This is a genomic window from Rhodobacter capsulatus (assembly GCF_005144475.1).
GTDB lineage: Bacteria > Pseudomonadota > Alphaproteobacteria > Rhodobacterales > Rhodobacteraceae > Rhodobacter > Rhodobacter capsulatus_C.
This window is the reverse complement of record NZ_SWJZ01000008.1, coordinates 212,239-230,079: the sequence shown is the minus strand read 5'-3', so window position 1 is coordinate 230,079 and position 17,841 is coordinate 212,239. Positions and strand designations below refer to the sequence as shown.

18 protein-coding genes are annotated in these 17,841 nt (G+C 63.0%); 7 read left to right on the top strand and 11 right to left on the bottom strand.

The features are described 5' to 3' along the window. Positions 1-7: 7 nt before the first annotated feature. The 4 genes from mnmG to FBT96_RS02295 are packed head-to-tail and all read left to right on the top strand — an operon-like array spanning position 8 to position 4,203. On the top strand, positions 8-1,870 hold the full coding sequence (gene mnmG / locus FBT96_RS02310) for a tRNA uridine-5-carboxymethylaminomethyl(34) synthesis enzyme MnmG (protein WP_136904775.1): 1,863 nt from the start codon (positions 8-10) through the stop codon (positions 1,868-1,870). Beyond that, entirely contained in the window at positions 1,867-2,490 is a 624-nt protein-coding gene (rsmG, locus tag FBT96_RS02305; protein WP_136904774.1) for a 16S rRNA (guanine(527)-N(7))-methyltransferase RsmG, read from the top strand. Before mnmG ends, rsmG begins: the two co-directional genes overlap by 4 nt. Further along, positions 2,483-3,304 (top strand): ParA family protein, encoded by an 822-nt coding sequence (locus FBT96_RS02300; protein WP_136904773.1) that lies wholly within the window; start codon positions 2,483-2,485, stop codon positions 3,302-3,304. The genes rsmG and FBT96_RS02300 overlap by 8 nt, the downstream gene beginning before the upstream one ends. Further along, positions 3,301-4,203, top strand: coding sequence for a ParB/RepB/Spo0J family partition protein (locus FBT96_RS02295; protein WP_136904772.1), 903 nt, complete (start codon positions 3,301-3,303; stop codon positions 4,201-4,203). The genes FBT96_RS02300 and FBT96_RS02295 overlap by 4 nt, the downstream gene beginning before the upstream one ends. A 42-nt stretch (positions 4,204-4,245) precedes the next feature. Here the strand turns inward: FBT96_RS02295 and FBT96_RS02290 are convergent, their stop codons facing one another. The 8 genes from FBT96_RS02290 to FBT96_RS02255 all read right to left on the bottom strand — a co-directional run bounded on the left by FBT96_RS02290 (position 4,246) and on the right by FBT96_RS02255 (position 13,130). Then, a complete protein-coding gene (locus FBT96_RS02290) occupies positions 4,246-4,617 on the bottom strand; it encodes a hypothetical protein (RefSeq protein WP_136904771.1) in 372 nt (123 codons plus the stop codon). Continuing rightward, positions 4,614-5,702 (bottom strand): flagellar type III secretion system protein FlhB, encoded by a 1,089-nt coding sequence (flhB, locus tag FBT96_RS02285; RefSeq protein ID WP_136904770.1) that lies wholly within the window; start codon positions 5,700-5,702, stop codon positions 4,614-4,616. Before flhB ends, FBT96_RS02290 begins: the two co-directional genes overlap by 4 nt. Then, positions 5,699-6,475, bottom strand: coding sequence for a flagellar biosynthetic protein FliR (locus tag FBT96_RS02280; protein ID WP_136904769.1), 777 nt, complete (start codon positions 6,473-6,475; stop codon positions 5,699-5,701). Before FBT96_RS02280 ends, flhB begins: the two co-directional genes overlap by 4 nt. Beyond that, positions 6,472-8,559, bottom strand: coding sequence for a flagellar biosynthesis protein FlhA (flhA, locus tag FBT96_RS02275; protein WP_136904768.1), 2,088 nt, complete (start codon positions 8,557-8,559; stop codon positions 6,472-6,474). Before flhA ends, FBT96_RS02280 begins: the two co-directional genes overlap by 4 nt. Further along, positions 8,559-9,305 carry a transglycosylase SLT domain-containing protein gene (locus tag FBT96_RS02270; RefSeq protein ID WP_249306200.1) on the bottom strand — a complete coding sequence of 249 codons (747 nt, stop codon included), beginning with the start codon at positions 9,303-9,305 and terminating at the stop codon, positions 8,559-8,561. The genes flhA and FBT96_RS02270 overlap by 1 nt, the downstream gene beginning before the upstream one ends. 110 nt (positions 9,306-9,415) lie before the next feature. Beyond that, a complete protein-coding gene (locus tag FBT96_RS02265; RefSeq protein ID WP_136904766.1) occupies positions 9,416-10,225 on the bottom strand; it encodes a 3'(2'),5'-bisphosphate nucleotidase CysQ in 810 nt (269 codons plus the stop codon). Next, entirely contained in the window at positions 10,212-11,558 is a 1,347-nt protein-coding gene (locus tag FBT96_RS02260) for a TldD/PmbA family protein (protein ID WP_136904765.1), read from the bottom strand. The genes FBT96_RS02265 and FBT96_RS02260 overlap by 14 nt, the downstream gene beginning before the upstream one ends. A 63-nt stretch (positions 11,559-11,621) precedes the next feature. Continuing rightward, positions 11,622-13,130: a DUF2125 domain-containing protein gene (locus FBT96_RS02255; RefSeq protein ID WP_169583128.1), complete on the bottom strand. Its 1,509-nt coding sequence runs from the start codon at positions 13,128-13,130 to the stop codon at positions 11,622-11,624. A gap of 107 nt (positions 13,131-13,237) precedes the next feature. Between FBT96_RS02255 and FBT96_RS02250 the strand changes: the two genes are divergently transcribed. Then, positions 13,238-13,849, top strand: coding sequence for an enoyl-CoA hydratase/isomerase family protein (locus FBT96_RS02250; RefSeq protein ID WP_136904763.1), 612 nt, complete (start codon positions 13,238-13,240; stop codon positions 13,847-13,849). A gap of 1 nt (position 13,850) precedes the next feature. Here the strand turns inward: FBT96_RS02250 and FBT96_RS02245 are convergent, their stop codons facing one another. Both FBT96_RS02245 and ahcY read right to left on the bottom strand, forming a co-directional pair. After that, the gene (locus FBT96_RS02245) at positions 13,851-14,192 is read right to left on the bottom strand and encodes a DUF2853 family protein (protein WP_136904762.1); all 342 of its coding nucleotides are present in this window, start codon (positions 14,190-14,192) and stop codon (positions 13,851-13,853) included. A gap of 175 nt (positions 14,193-14,367) precedes the next feature. After that, a complete protein-coding gene (gene ahcY, locus FBT96_RS02240; protein ID WP_055210363.1) occupies positions 14,368-15,759 on the bottom strand; it encodes an adenosylhomocysteinase in 1,392 nt (463 codons plus the stop codon). Between the two features lie 124 nt (positions 15,760-15,883). On the opposite strand from ahcY, the gene FBT96_RS02235 reads away from it, so the two are divergent. After that, positions 15,884-16,474, top strand: coding sequence for an HD domain-containing protein (locus tag FBT96_RS02235; RefSeq protein WP_136904761.1), 591 nt, complete (start codon positions 15,884-15,886; stop codon positions 16,472-16,474). A gap of 178 nt (positions 16,475-16,652) precedes the next feature. Then, a complete protein-coding gene (locus FBT96_RS02230; protein WP_136904760.1) occupies positions 16,653-17,531 on the top strand; it encodes a LysR family transcriptional regulator in 879 nt (292 codons plus the stop codon). On the opposite strand, the gene hvrA is transcribed toward FBT96_RS02230, so the two are convergent. Then, positions 17,532-17,840, bottom strand: coding sequence for a trans-acting regulatory protein HvrA (hvrA, locus tag FBT96_RS02225; protein ID WP_136904759.1), 309 nt, complete (start codon positions 17,838-17,840; stop codon positions 17,532-17,534). Between the last annotated feature and the right edge of the window lies 1 nt (position 17,841).

Genomic DNA, 17,841 nt, shown 5'->3' with positions numbered 1-17,841 from the left:
GTTTCACGTGAAACATTTTGACGTCATCGTTGTCGGAGGGGGGCACGCCGGAACCGAGGCCGCCCATGCCTCGGCCCGGCTTGGGGCCCGAACCGCGCTTGTGACGATGCGGCGCGCAGCGATTGGCGTGATGTCCTGCAACCCGGCCATTGGCGGCTTGGGAAAGGGGCATCTGGTGCGGGAAGTCGACGCGATGGATGGTGTGATGGGCAAGGCTGCCGATCGTGCCGGTATCCAGTTTCGGCTTTTGAACCGCCGCAAGGGGCCTGCGGTGCAGGGACCGCGAACGCAGGCCGATCGCAAGCTCTATCGTATGGCAATCGCCGAATTTTGCGCGACGCAGCCGCTTTTGGATGTGGTTGAAGGCGAAGTGACCGACCTGCTTCTGACCGGAACGGCCATAACTGGGGTGCGGTTGATGGACGGGTCCGAGATCCTTGCGCCGGCCGTCGTGTTGACGACGGGGACCTTCCTGAACGGCGTGATCCATATCGGTGATCAGCAGTCTCCGGGGGGACGGGTGGGCGATCGCCCCTCGGTTCCGTTGTCGCAAAGGCTGCGCGAGATCGCGCCCGCGGTCGGTCGCCTGAAAACCGGGACACCACCGCGTCTTGATGGCCGAAGCATCGACTGGGATAGCCTGGAAAAGCAACCTGGCGATGAAGATCCGGTGATGCTGAGTTTTCTCAGTTCGGGCCCTTTCGTGCGGCAGATCGCTTGCGGCATCACTCATACGAACGAATCGACGCATGAGGTGATTCGCGACAACCTGCAGCGGTCAGCCATGTATGGCGGGCATATCGAGGGGGTCGGACCGCGTTACTGTCCGTCCATCGAGGACAAGGTTGTCCGGTTCGCGGATAAAACCTCGCATCAGGTCTTTCTTGAGCCGGAAGGGTTGGACGACGATACCGTTTATCCGAATGGCATCTCGACGTCTTTGCCCGCGGATGTGCAAGAAAGATATGTCCGATCGATCCGTGGTCTGGAAAACGCCCGGATCTTGCAGCCGGGATATGCGATCGAATATGATTACGTGGACCCGAGGGCGCTGAAGCTGACGCTTGAATTGCGCGACCAGGACGGCTTGTTCCTTGCCGGTCAGATCAATGGCACGACCGGTTACGAGGAAGCCGCGGCACAGGGGATGGTTGCGGGGCTGAACGCGGCCAGCAAATCATTGCAGCGCGATCCCGTGACTTTCAGCAGGACCGATTCGTACATCGGTGTGATGATTGACGATCTGGTGAGCAGGGGCGTCAGTGAGCCTTATCGCATGTTCACCTCTCGCGCCGAATTTCGACTTTTCCTGCGCGCGGACAATGCGGACCAACGTCTCACGCCGCGCGGATTCGAGATCGGCTGCGTCGGAGAGACACGGCATCGCGCTTTTGCCGAAAAGATGGAAAAGATGGCGGCTGGAAAGGGCATTCTGGACAATATCGTTCTGACGCCGACGCAGGCGATTTCGCTTGGGCTTGCACTCAATCAGGATGGGGTGAAACGGTCGGCGTATCAGTTGCTCGCGTTTCCGGAGATCAGCTTCGAAACGCTTCGGAAAGATTTTCCCGAGCTGCACGGGATCTCGGCCGATATCGCAACGCAGCTCTCGAACGAGGCGCTTTATGCAAACTACATCTTGCGGCAGCAGCGAGATGTTGAGGCCATGCGCCGGGACGAGAATTGGGAGATTCCCGCTGATTTCGATTATAACGCGTTGTCCGGGCTGTCGAATGAGCTGAAAACGAAGTTCAGGTCTGCTTCGCCCCGAACATTGCATCAAGCGAGTCAGGTCGACGGCGCGACCCCCGCAGCGTTGTCCTTGATTCTTGCGCGACTTCGGCAGGACAAAAGGGCCGAGCGGAAATGACAGGCCCCGAAGCTTTCGCAGATCTGGTTGATGTTTCACGTGAAACAATTGAGCGCCTCGAGCGCCTGGAAGCGTTGCTGAAAAAGTGGAACCCGGCCATCAATCTGGTTTCTCCGCGGACGCTTGCGGAAATCTGGACACGTCATTTTCTGGATTCTGCCCAGATCCTTCAATCTGTCGCGCAAGCTCCGCAGCACTGGGCTGATCTGGGAAGTGGCGGGGGATTTCCAGGCCTCGTGGTCGGCGTTCTGGCAAAAGAGCGATTTCCCGATATGCGGCTGACTCTCGTCGAAAGCGACAAACGCAAAGCCGCTTTTCTTCTCAATTCCGTCCGAGATCTGGGTCTTTTCGCGGAAGTAGCGGACCGCCGCATCGAGTCCCTTGACCCGCTCGCAGCGGATGTCTTGTCGGCGCGAGCCTTGGCACCGCTTGAAATGTTGCTGAGCTATGCGGAGCGTCATCTGTCACCCGCGGGCATCGCTCTTTTTCCGAAAGGAAATCGCTGGCGCGAAGAGGTTGCGCAGGCGCAGCAGAAATGGTCCTTTGACTTCGAACCGAAACCCAGTGCCACGGATCCGGAGTCCGTCGTTCTGAAAATCAAGGGGTTGCACCGTGCCTGATCCCATTCGACCGACACAACCAAGAATCATTGCCATCGCGAACCAGAAGGGGGGCGTTGGCAAAACGACCACTGCGATCAACCTCGCTGCTGCGATGGCCGAGCGCGGGTGCCGGGTGCTGTTGGTTGATCTTGATCCGCAAGGGAACGCGTCGACGGGCCTTGGTGTCGAGGCGGCAGATCGCAAGTTCAGCACCTATGACCTGCTGTTCGGAGAGGCGCCGCTGTCAGAGGTCGTGCAGAAAACCGACTTTGACGGGCTGTTGATCTCGCCCGCGACGACGGACCTGTCCTCTGCGGATATGGAGCTTGTTTCGTCCGAAAAGCGCACCTTTCTTCTGCATGATGCGCTGCGTCAAACCGATATCGACCAGTTTCGGCTCGATTATGTCCTGATCGATTGCCCGCCCTCGCTCAATCTGCTGACCGTCAACGCGATGGTTGCGGCGCAATCGGTTTTGGTGCCGCTGCAGGCAGAGTTCTTCGCGCTTGAGGGGTTGTCGCAACTGATGCTGACAATCCGGGAAGTGCGCCAGACCGCGAATCGCGATCTGCGGATCGAGGGCGTGGTGCTGACCATGTATGATGTGCGCAATAACCTGTCGCAGCAGGTGGAAGCCGATGCGCGCGCGACTCTGGGTGAGCTTGTGTTCCGGACGATGATTCCGCGCAACGTCCGAATCTCCGAAGCGCCGTCGTATGCCTTGCCTGTCTTGAGCTATGACGCAGGGTCGAAGGGCGCGGAAGCGTATCGATCCCTCGCGGCAGAACTGCTTGACCTCCATGCGACACAAGAACGAAAGGCCAGGGCATGAACGAGAGAAAACCCGAGCGTCGGGGCCTGGGCCGGGGCTTGTCGGCGCTGATGGCGGATGTTCAGATCCCCACTGCCGAAGCCGAGGTTGCGCCGCGGCGCAGGGATATGCTTGTTCCGATCGAAAAGATCGTTCCGAACCCGGATCAGCCCCGGCGCACTTTTGCGCCCGAGGCTCTGGAAGAATTGCGCGCGTCGATTGCCGAAAAGGGCATCATTCAGCCTTTGATCGTGCGCAAGCACCCGAAGGGGGAAGACAGCTTCGAAATCGTTGCCGGGGAACGCCGATGGCGTGCGGCGCAGCTGGCAAAGTTGCATGAACTGCCGGTCATCCTGCGCGATTTCACCGATACCGAAGTGCTGGAAGTCGCGATCATCGAGAATATCCAGCGCGCCGATCTGAATCCGCTGGAAGAAGCGATGGGCTATCGGCAGCTGATGGATCGCTTCGGCCATACTCAGGAAAAGCTTGCCGAGGCGCTTTCCAAAAGTCGCAGCCATATTGCCAACTTGTTGCGTTTGCTCAATCTTCCCGACGAGGTCCAGGATTTCCTGCGCGACGGCAAGCTGACCGCCGGGCATGCGCGTGCTTTGGTGACGGCGCCCGATCCGGTTCGGCTGGCCAAGGAGACGATCGCCAAGGGCCTGTCGGTGCGAGATGTCGAGCGGCTGGCGAAAGACGAGACACCCGGAATGTCAGGCGCCGCCTCGAAGCCCGCGTCAAGACCGCCGCGAGAGAAAGATGCCGACACCCGGGCGCTGGAAGCGGATCTTTCCGCGACGATCGGGATGAGCGTCAGCATCGATCACGATGGCGCCGAGGGTGGGCGGCTGTCGATCCGCTACCGGACGCTTGATGATCTCGATCAGCTCTGCCAGGCGCTCAGCCAGCTCAGATAAATGTGGTTGCAGCAGGCTCTGACCTGGCCCGCCCGGGCGGGGTCAGAGCCGTTTTTCCTTGGCGATCAGCTGCTCTGCCAGCATTTTCTTGCCAATTTCCCCCAGATTTCGATGCCGACCCGTCGCCGCCGCCGTGCGCTGCCGTTGCGCTTCGATCAAGGGCTGCAGTTGCGCAAGGTTGTCTTCGATCTGTGCCTGCCGCATCTGACCCCATTTGGCGTAGGTTTCGGCGGCCTGCGCCAACATCAGATTGTCGGCACCCTCGCGCCTGGCCGCATGCATGTCTTGCGTTATCGACGTCCGTTCCGTCTCCAGGCGCAACCGATGCTGGTTCAGCCGTGCCAGTGTCGCCATTTCGCGATCGCGAATCATCGAGGCGATATCGTTCAGCGACTCGAGATCCTTCCGTTTCATGTCCGTGCCCCCCGTTCCCGGGACCGACGGCGCATTTTTTCTGCGAAGCGAATCGCAGCCGCGACGGGGCGATAGTGATCCGGATGAATTTCCTGACCGATGTCGACCGCCGCATAAAGTGCCCGGGCCGTCGGCGGATCGGAATGGATCGGAACCCCGGCTTCGGCCGCAACCTCGCGAATGCGCGCGGCGACTTCATCGACACCCTTCGCCACACAGACGGGCGCGCGTTTCGCGCCGCGTTCCCATTTCAGCGCGACCGCATAGTGGGTCGGGTTCACGATCACCACATCGGCCTTGGCGACATCGGAAATCATCTGCTTCGTCGCGATTTCGATCGCTTTCTGGCGCCGTTGCGCCTTGATATGGGGATCGCCTTCCGACTGCTTCATCTCGTCGGTGAGTTCCTTGCGCGTCATCTTGTTGCGCCGCAGGAATTCGAACCTTTGCCACAGATAGTCGATTGCGGCGATCACACCCGCAAGAAGTAGCATCAGCAACAGGAATTCGACGATCAATTCAGGAAAGCGGACCGCGACCACCGGCGCCTCGAATTGCTGGCTGAGCAAGATGCCCGGCAGTTCCCGCAGGATGAAGTTGCCCAGGATGATCGAGATCACCACCAGCTTCACGAAGCTTTTCGCGAATTCGAACAGACCGGTTCGTCCGAATTTCTGTTTGAAATTCGCGATCGGATCGATGCGGTTGAACTTCGGCATCAGCTTTTCCGGGGCGAAGACGATGGCGCGTTGCGCCATGAGTGCCCCCAGAACCAGCACCCCCGGCAACAGCACCCAGGGCGCAATCGACAAGGCGACGCGGCCCAGAATGCTGCCGGCAACCACGGTGCCGCCGCCCAGAAGCTGCACCGAAATCGACTCGGCTTGATCGATCAGCACGCTCGCCCAGCTGCCAAAGCTTTCGAGCGAGCTTTTTCCGAAGGCGAGGGCGGTGATCACGAAAGCCGCATAGACCGCGGCGACGGTCACTTCGGCGGATTTGACCAGATCGCCCTGTTTTCGGGCCTGCTCGATTTTCTGCGGAGTTGGGTCGAATTCCTTTGAGCTGTCGTCTTCCTCGCTCATCGAAGCACCTCGAAGGGGTTGGCCAGAAAGGCGTCGAAGGCATCACTCCAGACCACAAGACCGGTCGGAAGCGCGATCATCAGCAGCGCGAGGCCGCCAAGCGTCTGCGCCGGGGCGCCGATCATCGACACCATCAGCTGCGGCATCGCGCGGTTGATCGCACCCAGCGCGACGTTGTAAATCAGACCGGCGATCACGAAGGGCGCGGCAATCGAAAAGCCGAGCGCAAAGGCGCGCGAAATGCCGCCAAGGCCCCATTGCCGGAACAGATCGGCATCGGGAAAGGCCCCGGGCGGCAGCGCCTGATAGGAGCCGAGGAAGATCTCGGTCACCTTCACATGCAGACCCAGATGCACCGAAATCGCCAGACCGGCCAGAACGAGCAATTCACCCACCGCGGGCTGGGGTTCGCCCGTCGTGCCGCCAAAGAGCTGCGACAGCGAGGTGGATTGTGCCGCGATCGTGCCCGCAATCTGCAAGCACAGAACGAAAAGCCGGAGCATCAGGCCGATGAACAGCCCGATGACGATTTCCGCGAACATCCAGACCGCCACGGGCAGGCTGGTGTCGGGCGCCTTCACGAAGGGCAGGGCGCCCGGCATCACGATCAGGGTAAAGGCGAAGGTGAGGCCCAGTTTCACCCGGGTCGGCACCATCATTTCGCCGAAAGCGGGCATTACCGCCATCGTGCCGCCGACGCGCAGGAAGACGATGAAACCGACCCAGAGCAGATCCCGGGTCGATTGCATCAGGGTGGCAAGATCCTCGATCATGCCTGCACCACGCCAACCATCGAGGGCCGGGCATCAAGGCCGATTTCCTCGAAGCTGAGCACGGGGGCCAGGATGCCCTTGGCGCCCAGAACCGTCTTGAGGAACCGCCGCCGCCGGGTGGAGGTGACGATGGCCGGGAAAATCCCCGATTCGCCCGCCCGTGCGATCCGTTCCGCGACATTGTTCGCCAGACGGTTGAACTTGTCGGGCGGCAGCGCGACATCGGTCTGACCGCGGTCGCCTGCAACCTGGAAGGCCGAGAACGTCTCTTCCCATTCCGGGGCCAGTTGCAGCAGCGGCAGCGTGCCATCGTCGCGGCGGTATTCCGCCACGAGCTGGAAACCGAGCCGCTGGCGGACATGTTCGCAGATCGCCTCGGGCGACTGCATGCCGCGCACTTCCGCGATCGATTCCACGATCACCAGCAGGTTGCGGATCGAGACGCGTTCTTCCAGCAGCAGACGCAGCACGGCCAGCAGCAGATCCACCGGAACCTTGTCGGGGATCAGCTCGTCCAGCAGTCGGCGGTTCGAATCGGCGCGGGCGGGATCGGAGAGGTTGCACATCTCCTCGAGCAGGCGGCGCAGCGCCCGCAGCGTCATCAGGCGGCCGAAGTTGCGGCGGATCACTTCCAGCAGATGGGTTGCCAGAACCTCGGTCGGGCCGACCACGGTGGACCCGGCCAGCGCGGCATCTTCCTGTTTTCCGGGCGGCAGCCAGCGCGCGGGGGCGCCATAGACCGGTTCGCGCACGTCGTCGCCATCGGGCAGGAAATCGCGGTTGTCGGTGATCAGCGCCAGAACCCGGTCGGGGAAGAGCCTGTCCTTGGCCTGTTCGACCCCCTGAATGCGGATGCGATAGCAGCCCGAATCCAGCGTCGCATCGTCGGTCAGGCGGATTTCCGGCAGGATCAGACCATAGCTTGCGGCGACATGGTTGCGCATGTTGGTGATCCGCGCATCCAGCCCGGTGGCGGGGTCGAGCGCCATCGCCACCAGATCCGGGGCGAATTCGACGTGAATATCATCGACATCCAGCACGTCGCCGATCGACTTGCGTTTCTTCGGCTCGGCGCTTTCGGGGATCTTCATCGCCTCCAGCTCGGCCTGTTTCTGCGCCTTCCGGCTTACGAAGAAGGCGGTGCCGCCCAGAATGAGCGCGCCCGTCATGAAGGGGACGAAGGGCAGGCCGGGGAAGATGGCGAAGCCCGCCATCAGCGCCGCCACCGTGGCCAGAGCCGAAGGATAGCGCGACAGCTGCTCGAACACGGCGGAATCGGCCGAGCCCTTGGTGCCGCCGCGCGACAGCAGGATTGCCGAGCCGATCGAGATGATCACGGCCGGGATCTGGCTGGTCAGACCATCGCCGACGGTGAGGATCGCATAGGTTTCCAAGGCGCGATCCAGCGGCATGTCATGCACGATCGTGCCGATCGCCAGACCCACGACAAGGTTCAAGAGCGTGATCAAGAGACCGGCGATGGCATCGCCCTTGACGAATTTCGACGCACCGTCAAGCGAGCCGAAGAAGGTCGTTTCCGCCTGTTCCTTCTCGCGCCGTGCCCGGGCCTCGGCATGGTCGATCGCACCGGCGTTCATGTCGCTGTCGATCGCCAGCTGCTTGCCGGGCATCGCATCGAGGGCAAAACGGGCGCCCACCTCGGCCATCCGGCCCGCGCCCTTGGTGATCACGATGAAGTTCACGATCATGATCACGCCGAAGACGACAAGCCCGATCATCACCGAGCCGCCCATGATGAAATTGGCAAATCCCTCGATCACGTGACCGGCGGCGGCGGTGCCGGTATGGCCGTTGCCGATGATCAGCTTGGTCGAGGAGACGTTCAGCGACAGCCGCAGCATCAGCGAGGCCAGAAGGATCGTCGGAAAGGCCGAAAAATCCAGCGGACGTTCGATGAACAGCGTGACGGTGAAGATCAGGATGGCCAGCGCGAAGGACACCGCCAGGCCGGTGTCGAGAACCCAGGCCGGAACCGGCAGGATCATCATCACGATCACGGTCATCAGGGCGATGGCCAGCAGAATGGTCGGCTGGAAGATCGCCGCAAGGGTCAGCTTCGGCATCAGTTCACCTGGGTCTTGTCGAGAGAAATGGCGAAGAGGCTGGCACCCGGGGCGCCCCCCAGCGGCGGCGAGACGGTTCCGGTGCGCCGCAGCAGCGGATAGGAATTGACCCGCGGCGGTTTCGGCGGCGTCATCGGCGCGTTCATCGCGGCAACGATGTCGGGGATCTCGGGGATATCGCCATAGGGCATCGCCTCGGGCGCGGCATTCATCGCCAGAACGTCGCCTTCACCATCGCCGCCCATGAAACGCTCGCGCAGCTCGGCGAAGCGGGCGGAATAGCGGTCGGCATGTTCCTTGGTGCGCGAATGATAGGCCCCGGCCGCCGCGTTCCACGAGCCGGTTTCGGCGTAAAGATCAGAAAGGAAGCTGGCGGCGTAAAGCGCATTCGCCTTCGGATCGAACATCTCGTCGATCGAGGAGAAATGTTCATTGTGCCATTTGTAATTGATCTGGAAGCAGCCGATGTCGAAGCTGCGGGCGCCGCGCTTGAATTCCTGAAACACATAGGCGCGGGCTTCGTCGAGCGTGTCGAACCAGTGGCCCGCCCCCTCCATGTTCACGGTCCAGGGCCAGGGACGCAGCTTGCCGTCGATCTTCTTGCCGGTTTCGGTCAGCGAAATCGCCTTCAGCACCGAAACGGGAACACCGCTTTGTTGCGACGCGTATTCCGCAACCCGTTCACAGGTCGCCGAGATGCCCTGCGCTGTGTCCGAAGCCTGCGCAGACCGCAGCGGAACAGACATGCCAAGCATGAGAAATAGGACGATTCGCCAAAGCCTTGGCATGGGGTTCCCCCTTGTTCAGCAATTCTTGCCAAAGCTGAACCTAGGGAGAGAAGGTTTATATCCGGTAATCAGCGCCCGGATTCTTCGGCCAGCGGCCGCAAATGCGAGAGGTACTGCGCGTGCAATCCCGGGGCGCCGACCAGAAGCCCCTCGATCTGCGCGCTGGGGGTGTTGAAGCGGATCGGCGCCCCCGCCCGGTCGGTCACCAGCGCGCCTGCACAGGTGGCGATCAGGCTGGCGGCGGCGACGTCCCATTCCCAGGTCGGCCGCACCGTCAGGCTGGCGTCAAAGCGGCTTTCGGCGACCAGACACAGCCGCCAGGCCAGCGAGGGGCGGAAAAACCGTCGATAGGCAGGTCTTTCGCTGCGCCAGTTCGTGGCGATGTCGCAGACTTTCGAGGCCAGCAGGCTGGAGCCCTCGATCGCCCCCGGGTCGGTGTTGCGGATCGGTTGCCCGTTGAGCAGCGCCGGGCCGCCGCGCACCGCGGCATAGGTTTCCTCGAAGACGGGCAGATGCACGACGCCCGCCAGAACCTCGCCGTCTTCGACGACGGCGATCGCATGGGCGAAGCCCGGCTCGTTCGACAGGAAGGCCCGGGTGCCGTCGATCGGATCGACGACGAACAGGCGACGGCAGGACAGACGGGCCGCGTCGTCCTGGCTTTCCTCGGAGAGCCAGCCGTAATCGGGCCGCGCCTTGCGCAAAAGATGCGCGAGCAGGTCGTTCACCGCCAGATCGGCTTCGGAGACCGGACCGGCATCGCCTTCCTTGTCCCATTGCTTCGGCGCATGTTTCCAGTATTGCAGCGCCAATTCGCCCGCGGCCTCGGCGGCGCGGATCAGCAGATCAAGATCGGTGGCGGCATCAGGACCCGGCAATCGTCAGTCCCTCAAGCAGAAGCGACGGCACGACATGGCTCAGATGGCCGCGCGCATCATTGGCCGGGATGATCCGGCGCAGCATCTCGCGCAGGTTTCCGGCCACGGTGCATTCGTTCACCACATGCGAAATCTGGCCATTTTCGACCCAATATCCCGCCGCGCCGCGCGAATAATCGCCCGTGGTCGGGTTGATCGTCGCGCCGATGAACGAGGTCACCAGCAGCCCGGTGCCCATGTCGCGGATCAGCTCCTCGCGCGATTTCGTCCCCTGCGTCAGCGCCACATTGCCCGCCGCGGGCGAGGGCGGCGTCGATGTTCCACGGGACGCATTGCCGGTGCTCGGCAGCCCCAGCTTGCGCGCCGTGGCCAGATCCAGCACCCAGCCGGTCAGCATGCCGTCGTCGATGATGGCACGGCGGGCAGGGGGCAGGCCCTCGGCGTCGAAGGGACGCGAGCCGGAAATGCGGCGGCGGAACGGGTCTTCGATCAGGCTGAGGCCCTTGGGCAGCACGTCTGCATTCAACCCGTCGCGCAGCCAGGATGCCCCGCGCGCAATCGCGGTGCCGTTGATCGCCGAAAGCAGATGGCCGATCAGGCTGGCCGCGACGCGTTCATCCAGCAGCACGGGGAAGGCCCCGGTTTTCGGCTGCACCGCGCCAAGACGGGCCACGGCGCGTTCGCCCGCCTGCAGCCCGATCGACGCGGCCGAAGGCAGATCCGCCCCGAAAATCCGCGCCTCCGAGGCCCAGTCGCGTTCCATCGCCGCGCCTTCGCCCGCAATCGCCACCGCCGAGGTCGAGCGCGAGGTCCGGGCGTAGCCGCCGGAAAATCCGTTCGTGCCCGCCATGTGCAAAAGCCGTTTCGACCACGAGGCCGAGGCCGATTGCACCTGCGAGACCCCTTGCACCGCCATCGCCGCCGCTTCCGCCTCGCGGGCGTCGGTTTCCAGCGCCGCGGCCGAGGGTTCTGTGCCCGGATCGGCCAGTTCCAGCGCCATGGCATCCCAGCCCCGCGCCAGCTGCGCCGGATCGGCGAGACCGGCATGCGGGTCTGCGGGGGCCTCGCGGGCCATCGCCACGGCGCGTTCGGCCATGTCGGCAATCGTGCGGGCGGAAATGTCCGAGGCCGAAACACAGGCCTGACGCCCGCCGATCAGCACGCGCAGGCCAATCTCCAGCCCCTCGGAGCGTTCCGCCTGTTCCAGCGCCCCGCCGCGGACATCGATCGAGACGGCGCGGCCATCGACCGCGATCGCATCGGCCGCCTCGGCCCCGGCCTTGCGGGCGGCGGAAAGCAGGGCATCGGTCAGATCGGCAAGAACGGGGGGCATGGGCTCTCCTTGTGGAAAACCGCCCGGAAGGCCGGGCGGTTTCGCTGGTTCGGCAGGACTGTCTTACTTGATCGGCTGGCCATTGGCCAGAATATGGCCGTCTTCCTTGAACTCGATCTTCGAGGTGAACAGATCCTCGCCCGCGGGCACGGCATACATGCCCATCATCATCTTGGCGAACATCACCTGATCCTGCGGCATCACGCCCATGGCGACAAGCCCGTCCATCAGCTTGTTCGCGCCCGAAAGCTTCAGATCGATCGACCCCAGCGGGATCGGCGTGGCCGTCGCATTGTCGAAGGTCAGCGCGCCCGCGCCGGTCAGCTCGGCGCCCGCCGCGGTCAGCTGCAGCTGGTTCACGTTCAGGCTGTCGATCTGCACCGGCGGCACCGGCGAGGCGGCCGCGGCCGGCGAGAACAGATCGACCAGCGGCTTGCCGGTGCCGGTCAGATCGACGATCAGCGTCGCCGCGCCATGCACAAGCTTCTCCGTCGGGTCGATCATCTTCCAGACCTGATCCGAGACCGCCAGCCCGATCAGCGAGACCTTGCTGGTGAAGGGCTGCGGCTCGGCCTTGGCACTGAGCGGCATGGCAAAGTCGATCTCGCCCTGATCGATGGTCGCCGACATCGGCTGCGGGAAGTCGGTGGTCTGGATATCGATCTTGGTCTTGCTGCCGGTGGCCGAATACCGCACCGCCTCACGCGAGAAGGCGATGATCGCCTGACCGCTTTCGGCGGACCCGGACAGGCTGACCGGCCCGGTCTTCGTTTTCGAGGACATGGTGTAGCTCAGCGCGCCATAGCTCAGTGCGCTGTTGGTCCGCATCCCCTTGGCGATCGCATCGCCCAGCTCTGCGGCATCGGCGCCTTCGGGCATCAGGCTGTCGCCCTTGATCGCCAGATCCTGCATGTCGATCGTCGCATCGATCGTCGTCGCATCCTCGGGATCGCTGCCGGTCATCGTCAGCGCCATCGCCTCGGCCGTCAGATCGGCCTTGGTGCCCTGACCGCCGACCGAGGTCATCGTCTGCGTCCCGGCAAGCCCGGTCAGCGTCATTCCCAAAAGCGCCGGCTGCGCGCCCGGGGTCGAGGGTTGGGCCTCGATGCTGGCGGAGATCTCGGGCGCATCGATCAGATAGGACATTTCCTCGGGCGTGCCGGAAATCACCACGCTGGCATCGGTCTTGTCGATCGTGATCTTCGCCGTCTCGGTCTTGCCGGTGGCGTCGGTGGTGTCGTTGTCGCCGGTGATCTCGCCCTCGACCGTGCCCTCGACCGTGCCGTCGCCCAGATCCTCAAGCAGGATCGCGGGCACGGTCAGCACGGTTTTCGACACCTGCCTGTCGGTGCCGATGGTGGTGGTGCTTTCGTTCGTCAGGACCAGATCGGAAATCGTCAGAACGTCGCCATCGCGCTCGACCGCGCCGGGGGTGACGGTAAAGCCATAGGCGGAATACTGCTTTTGCCAGCTTTCCCAGACCTGCTCCGGCGTCACATCGGCCATGACGGCGGTCGAACTCATGAGAAGGGCGATGAACGTGGTTGTGCCAGCGGATGTGAGCCGTGCCATCAGGGGCCTCTTGGATAAGGAATGGCTCCACCTTCGGCTGCACATCCGTAATGGTCAAGGGGCAATGGGGTTGCTAACAAAGGCCAAAGCGGCGCGCGGAGGGCGAGATGATCGAGGTGAAATCGGCTGACGGCATCTGGACGGTGACGATCGACCGGCCGGAAAAGGCGAATTCGCTGACCCGGGCGATGCTGACCGACATTGCCGATGCGGCCGAGGCGGCCGGGCGGTCCGGGGCGCATGCGCTTGTGCTGCGCGGCACCGGCAAGGTGTTTTCGGCGGGCGCCGATCTGGACGAGGCCCGGGCCGGGCTGGCCACCGATCCGGTCTGGGAACGGCTGTCGGGCGCGGTTGCGGCGCTGCCCTGCCTGACCATCGCGGCGCTGAACGGCACCCTGGCCGGGGGCGCGATGGGGATGGCGCTGGCCTGCGATCTGCGGATTGCCGTGCCGCAGGCGAAGATCTTTTATCCGGTGATGAAGCTTGGGTTCCTGCCGCAGCCCTCGGACCCGAAGCGTCTTGCGGCGCTGATCGGTCCGGCGCGGGCCAAGATGATCCTGATGGCCGGGCAGAAGATCGAGGCGGCCGAGGCTTTGTCCTGGGGGCTGATCGACCGGATCGTCGCGCCCGAGGCGATGGACGAGACCCTGACCGCGCTTCTGGCCGATGCGAGTGCCGCCGCACCCGCCCATGTGGCAGCGATCAAGGCCTTGATCTGACTTACAGATACAGGCTTTCCCTGCGGAAATGCCGGACCAGCATGTAATAGATCACGGCGCGATATTTCCGCGGTTCCGAGCGGCCATAGGTCTCGATCGCGGCATCGATCGCATCCTCCAGATCGGGGCCGTCGGGCAGGCCCAGCTTCCGGATCAGAAAATTGCGTCGAATTTGATCGAGTTCGGATGTCTGCGTCGCTGCGACGATCTCGGCATCGGGGTCATAGATCGCCGGTCCGCAACCGATGGTGACTTTCTCCAACAGCGCCATGTCGGGCGTGATCCCGCATTTGCCCTGCAGATCCTCGGCGTATTTCGCGATCAAGGTGTCCCGTTTGCCCATCTTTGCTTCTCCCGTGTCGGCGCGCTGCGTCCCCGGCTGCAGCCTAGGCGCGCGCGCGCCTTGAAACAAAGGGAATCCCCGCATCCGATCGGGCGGCGGCATGTCTTTGCCGATGCGGCAGGGCGCAACGCAAAGCGGGGCCCGAAGGCCCCGCAATCTGCCGGGAAAGGCAGGATCAGTAGCGGTAATGGTCCGACTTGAACGGCCCTTCGACGGTGACGCCGATGTAGTCGGCCTGATCGGGGCGCAGCGTGGTCAGTTTCACGCCGATCTTCTTCAGATGCAGACGCGCCACTTTTTCATCCAGCGATTTCGGCAGGATGTAGACGCCCGGCTGATACTCGGCGCCCTTGGTCCACAGTTCGATCTGCGCCAGAACCTGGTTGGTGAAGCTGGCCGACATCACGAAGCTGGGGTGGCCGGTGGCATTGCCAAGGTTCAAGAGACGCCCTTCGGACAGCAGGATGATCCGCGCGCCCGAGGGCATCTCGATCATGTCCACCTGGTCCTTGATGTTGGTCCATTTGTGGTTCTTCAGCGCCGCGACCTGAATTTCGTTGTCGAAATGGCCGATGTTGCCGACGATCGCCATGTCCTTCATCTCGCGCATGTGCTCGATGCGGATCACGTCCTTGTTGCCGGTGGTGGTGATGAAGATGTCGGCATCCGCCACCACGTCTTCCAGCACGACGACTTCATAGCCGTCCATCGCGGCCTGCAGCGCGCAGATCGGATCGACTTCGGTCACCTTCACCCGGGCGCCCGCGCCGCGCAGCGAGGCGGCCGAGCCCTTGCCCACGTCGCCATACCCGCAGACGACGGCGACCTTGCCCGCCATCATCGTGTCGGTGGCGCGGCGGATGCCGTCGACCAGCGATTCCTTGCAGCCGTATTTGTTGTCGAATTTCGACTTGGTGACCGAGTCATTGACGTTGATCGCCGGGAAGGGCAGCTGCCCTTTCTTGTGCAGGTCGTAAAGACGATGCACGCCCGTCGTGGTTTCTTCCGAAACGCCCTTGATCGCCGCGCGCTGCTGGGTGAACCAGCCGGGGGTTTCGACCATGCGCTTCTTGATCTGGTTGAACAGGCAGACTTCCTCTTCCGAGGTCGGCGTGGCGATCAGGTCGGTTTCGCCAGCTTCGACGCGGGCGCCAAGCAGGATGTAGAGCGTCGCATCGCCGCCATCATCCAGGATCATGTTGCAGGTGCCTTCCGGGAACTGGAAGATCTTGTCCGTGTAGGCCCAGTATTCTTCCAGCGTCTCGCCCTTGACGGCAAAGACCGGCGTGCCGCCCGCGGCGATGGCGGCGGCGGCGTGGTCCTGGGTCGAGAAGATGTTGCACGAGGCCCAACGCACATCGGCGCCAAGCGCCTTGAGCGTTTCGATCAACACCGCGGTCTGGATCGTCATGTGCAGCGAACCGGCGATGCGGGCGCCTTTCAGCGGCTGGCTTTTGCCGAATTCCTCGCGGCAGGCCATCAGGCCCGGCATTTCGGTTTCGGCAATATCCAGTTCCTTGCGGCCGAAGTCGGCCAGCTTGATATCCTTGACGATGTAATCTGCCATCGGGCGCTCCTCGAATTTCAGTCGGCGGTTGCATAGCATCTTGAGCCCGGTGGCGCAACGAAGCGAACCTGCGACGTTTACAGTCCCTTTCGCTTTGGCTAGCAGGGGGTAAACGGGGGGCGTGATGAAACGGGCGTGGCAGAGGATGCTGTCGGGGCGCAGGCTGGATCTGCTCGACCCGACGCCGATGGACATCGAGATCGAGGATATCGCCCACGGCCTCGCCTTTGTCGCGCGCTGGAACGGCCAGACGACGGGCGATTACGCCTATTCGGTGGCGGAACATTCGCTGCTGGTCGAGGAACTTTTCGCCCGCGCCAATCCCGGGATCGGCGAACGCTGGCGGCTGGCCGCTTTGCTGCATGACGCGCCCGAATATGTGCTGGGCGACATGATCACCCCGGTCAAGGCGGCGATCGGCAAGGGCTATGTGGAGCTGGATGACCGGCTGACCGCGGCGGTGCATCTGCGCTTTGGCCTGCCCGGCGTGCTGCCTGCCCCGATCAAACGCGCGATCAAGGCGGCGGATACAGTCTCAGCGCGGCTGGAAGCCGAACAGATCGCGGGATTTTCAGAGGCCGAGGCGGACAGGATCTTCGGAAAGCCCGATCCTGTCCTTGTGCGGGGTCTGGCGATCCGCCTGCGTCCCCCGCCCGAGGTGCGCGCAGCCTTTACCGCGCGTCACCATGCCTTGCTGAGTGCTCTCAGCGGTTGAACTTGTATTCGCCAGCGTTGCGGGCGCGGGGGGCATAGCCACCCATGGCAAGGGCCATCACTTCTTCAAGAATCCGGAACATCGCGGATCTCCTTTTCTCTCTGTCCCTCTTCAATGCCTTGACGCAGGCCGCAAGGCGAGTCAGGAATTTTTCCACAGGTGATAGGTGAGCTAACAGATGAGCGAAATCGACTGGCGGCGCATGCCGCCGCTGACGGCGCTGCGCGCCTTTGCCGCAACGGCAAGCGAGGGCGGGTTCAGTGCCGCGGCGCGCAAGCTGAATGTGACCCACGCTGCGATTGCGCAACAAGTCCGCGCGCTGGAGACCGATCTGGACGTGCCGCTGGTCTGGCGGGACGGCAAGCATCTGCACCTGACGCCCGAGGGCGAACGCTTCGCCAAGGCGCTGGCGGACGGGTTTTCGATGATACAATCGGCGGCGGAAATGCTGCGCGCCGATACCAGCGAAAAGGCGCTTTCGGTGACGGTGCCGCCGGTTTTCGCCTCGGAATGGCTGATGCCGCGGCTGGCGCGGTTCTGGAAGCGTCATCCCGATATTCCGCTGTCGCTTTTGCCCGATGCGCGGCTGGTCGATCTGAAGGAAATCGGCGCGAATATCGGCATTCGTTTTGGCATCGGCAAATGGCCCGGGGTGATTTCCGAGTTTCTGACCGCTGCCCCTCAGGTTGTGGTGGCGGCGCCGGAATTGCTGGGCGGACGAAAGAAACTGTCCTTGCGGGAAATGGCGATGCTGCCCTGGGTGCGCGAGGGCGATTGGCCGGAACAGATGCAATTGCTGGAATCGATGGGGCTGGTTCCGGCGGCGCTGAAATTCGTCGATTTTCCGAACGAGGAATTGGCGCTGGCCGCCGCCCGTGAAGGGATCGGCCTGCATCTGGAAACCGAGGCGCTGATCGTCGAGGATCTGAAACTCGGCTGGCTGGTGAAAATCCACGAGCTGACCGAGGAAAGCCTGGGCTATTATATCGTAAGACCGCCGGGTCGGTTGAACCCGGCGGCCAAGATTTTCATCGAATGGCTGAAGACCGAAGCCTGATCAGATCGTCAGATCTTCCAGCGTCTTGCCCGAAGCCAGCGCGGCCTCGACCCATTTCGGCTTGCGGCCGCGGCCGGTCCAGGTTTCGGCCGGATTTGCGGGGTTGGCATATTTCGCGGCAACGGTCTTGCGCGGTTTCGCATCGACCATGGTCAGGATTTCCGCCAGCGGATAGCCCATCTTGCGCGCGATCTCGTCGAGTTCGGCGTAGGCTTCCTTTTTCTTCCGTTCTTCGTAGGTGACGATGGCACGGTCGACCTTGGACCGCAGCGCCTTGAGTTCGTTGAGAGAAAGCGCGTCGATATCCATG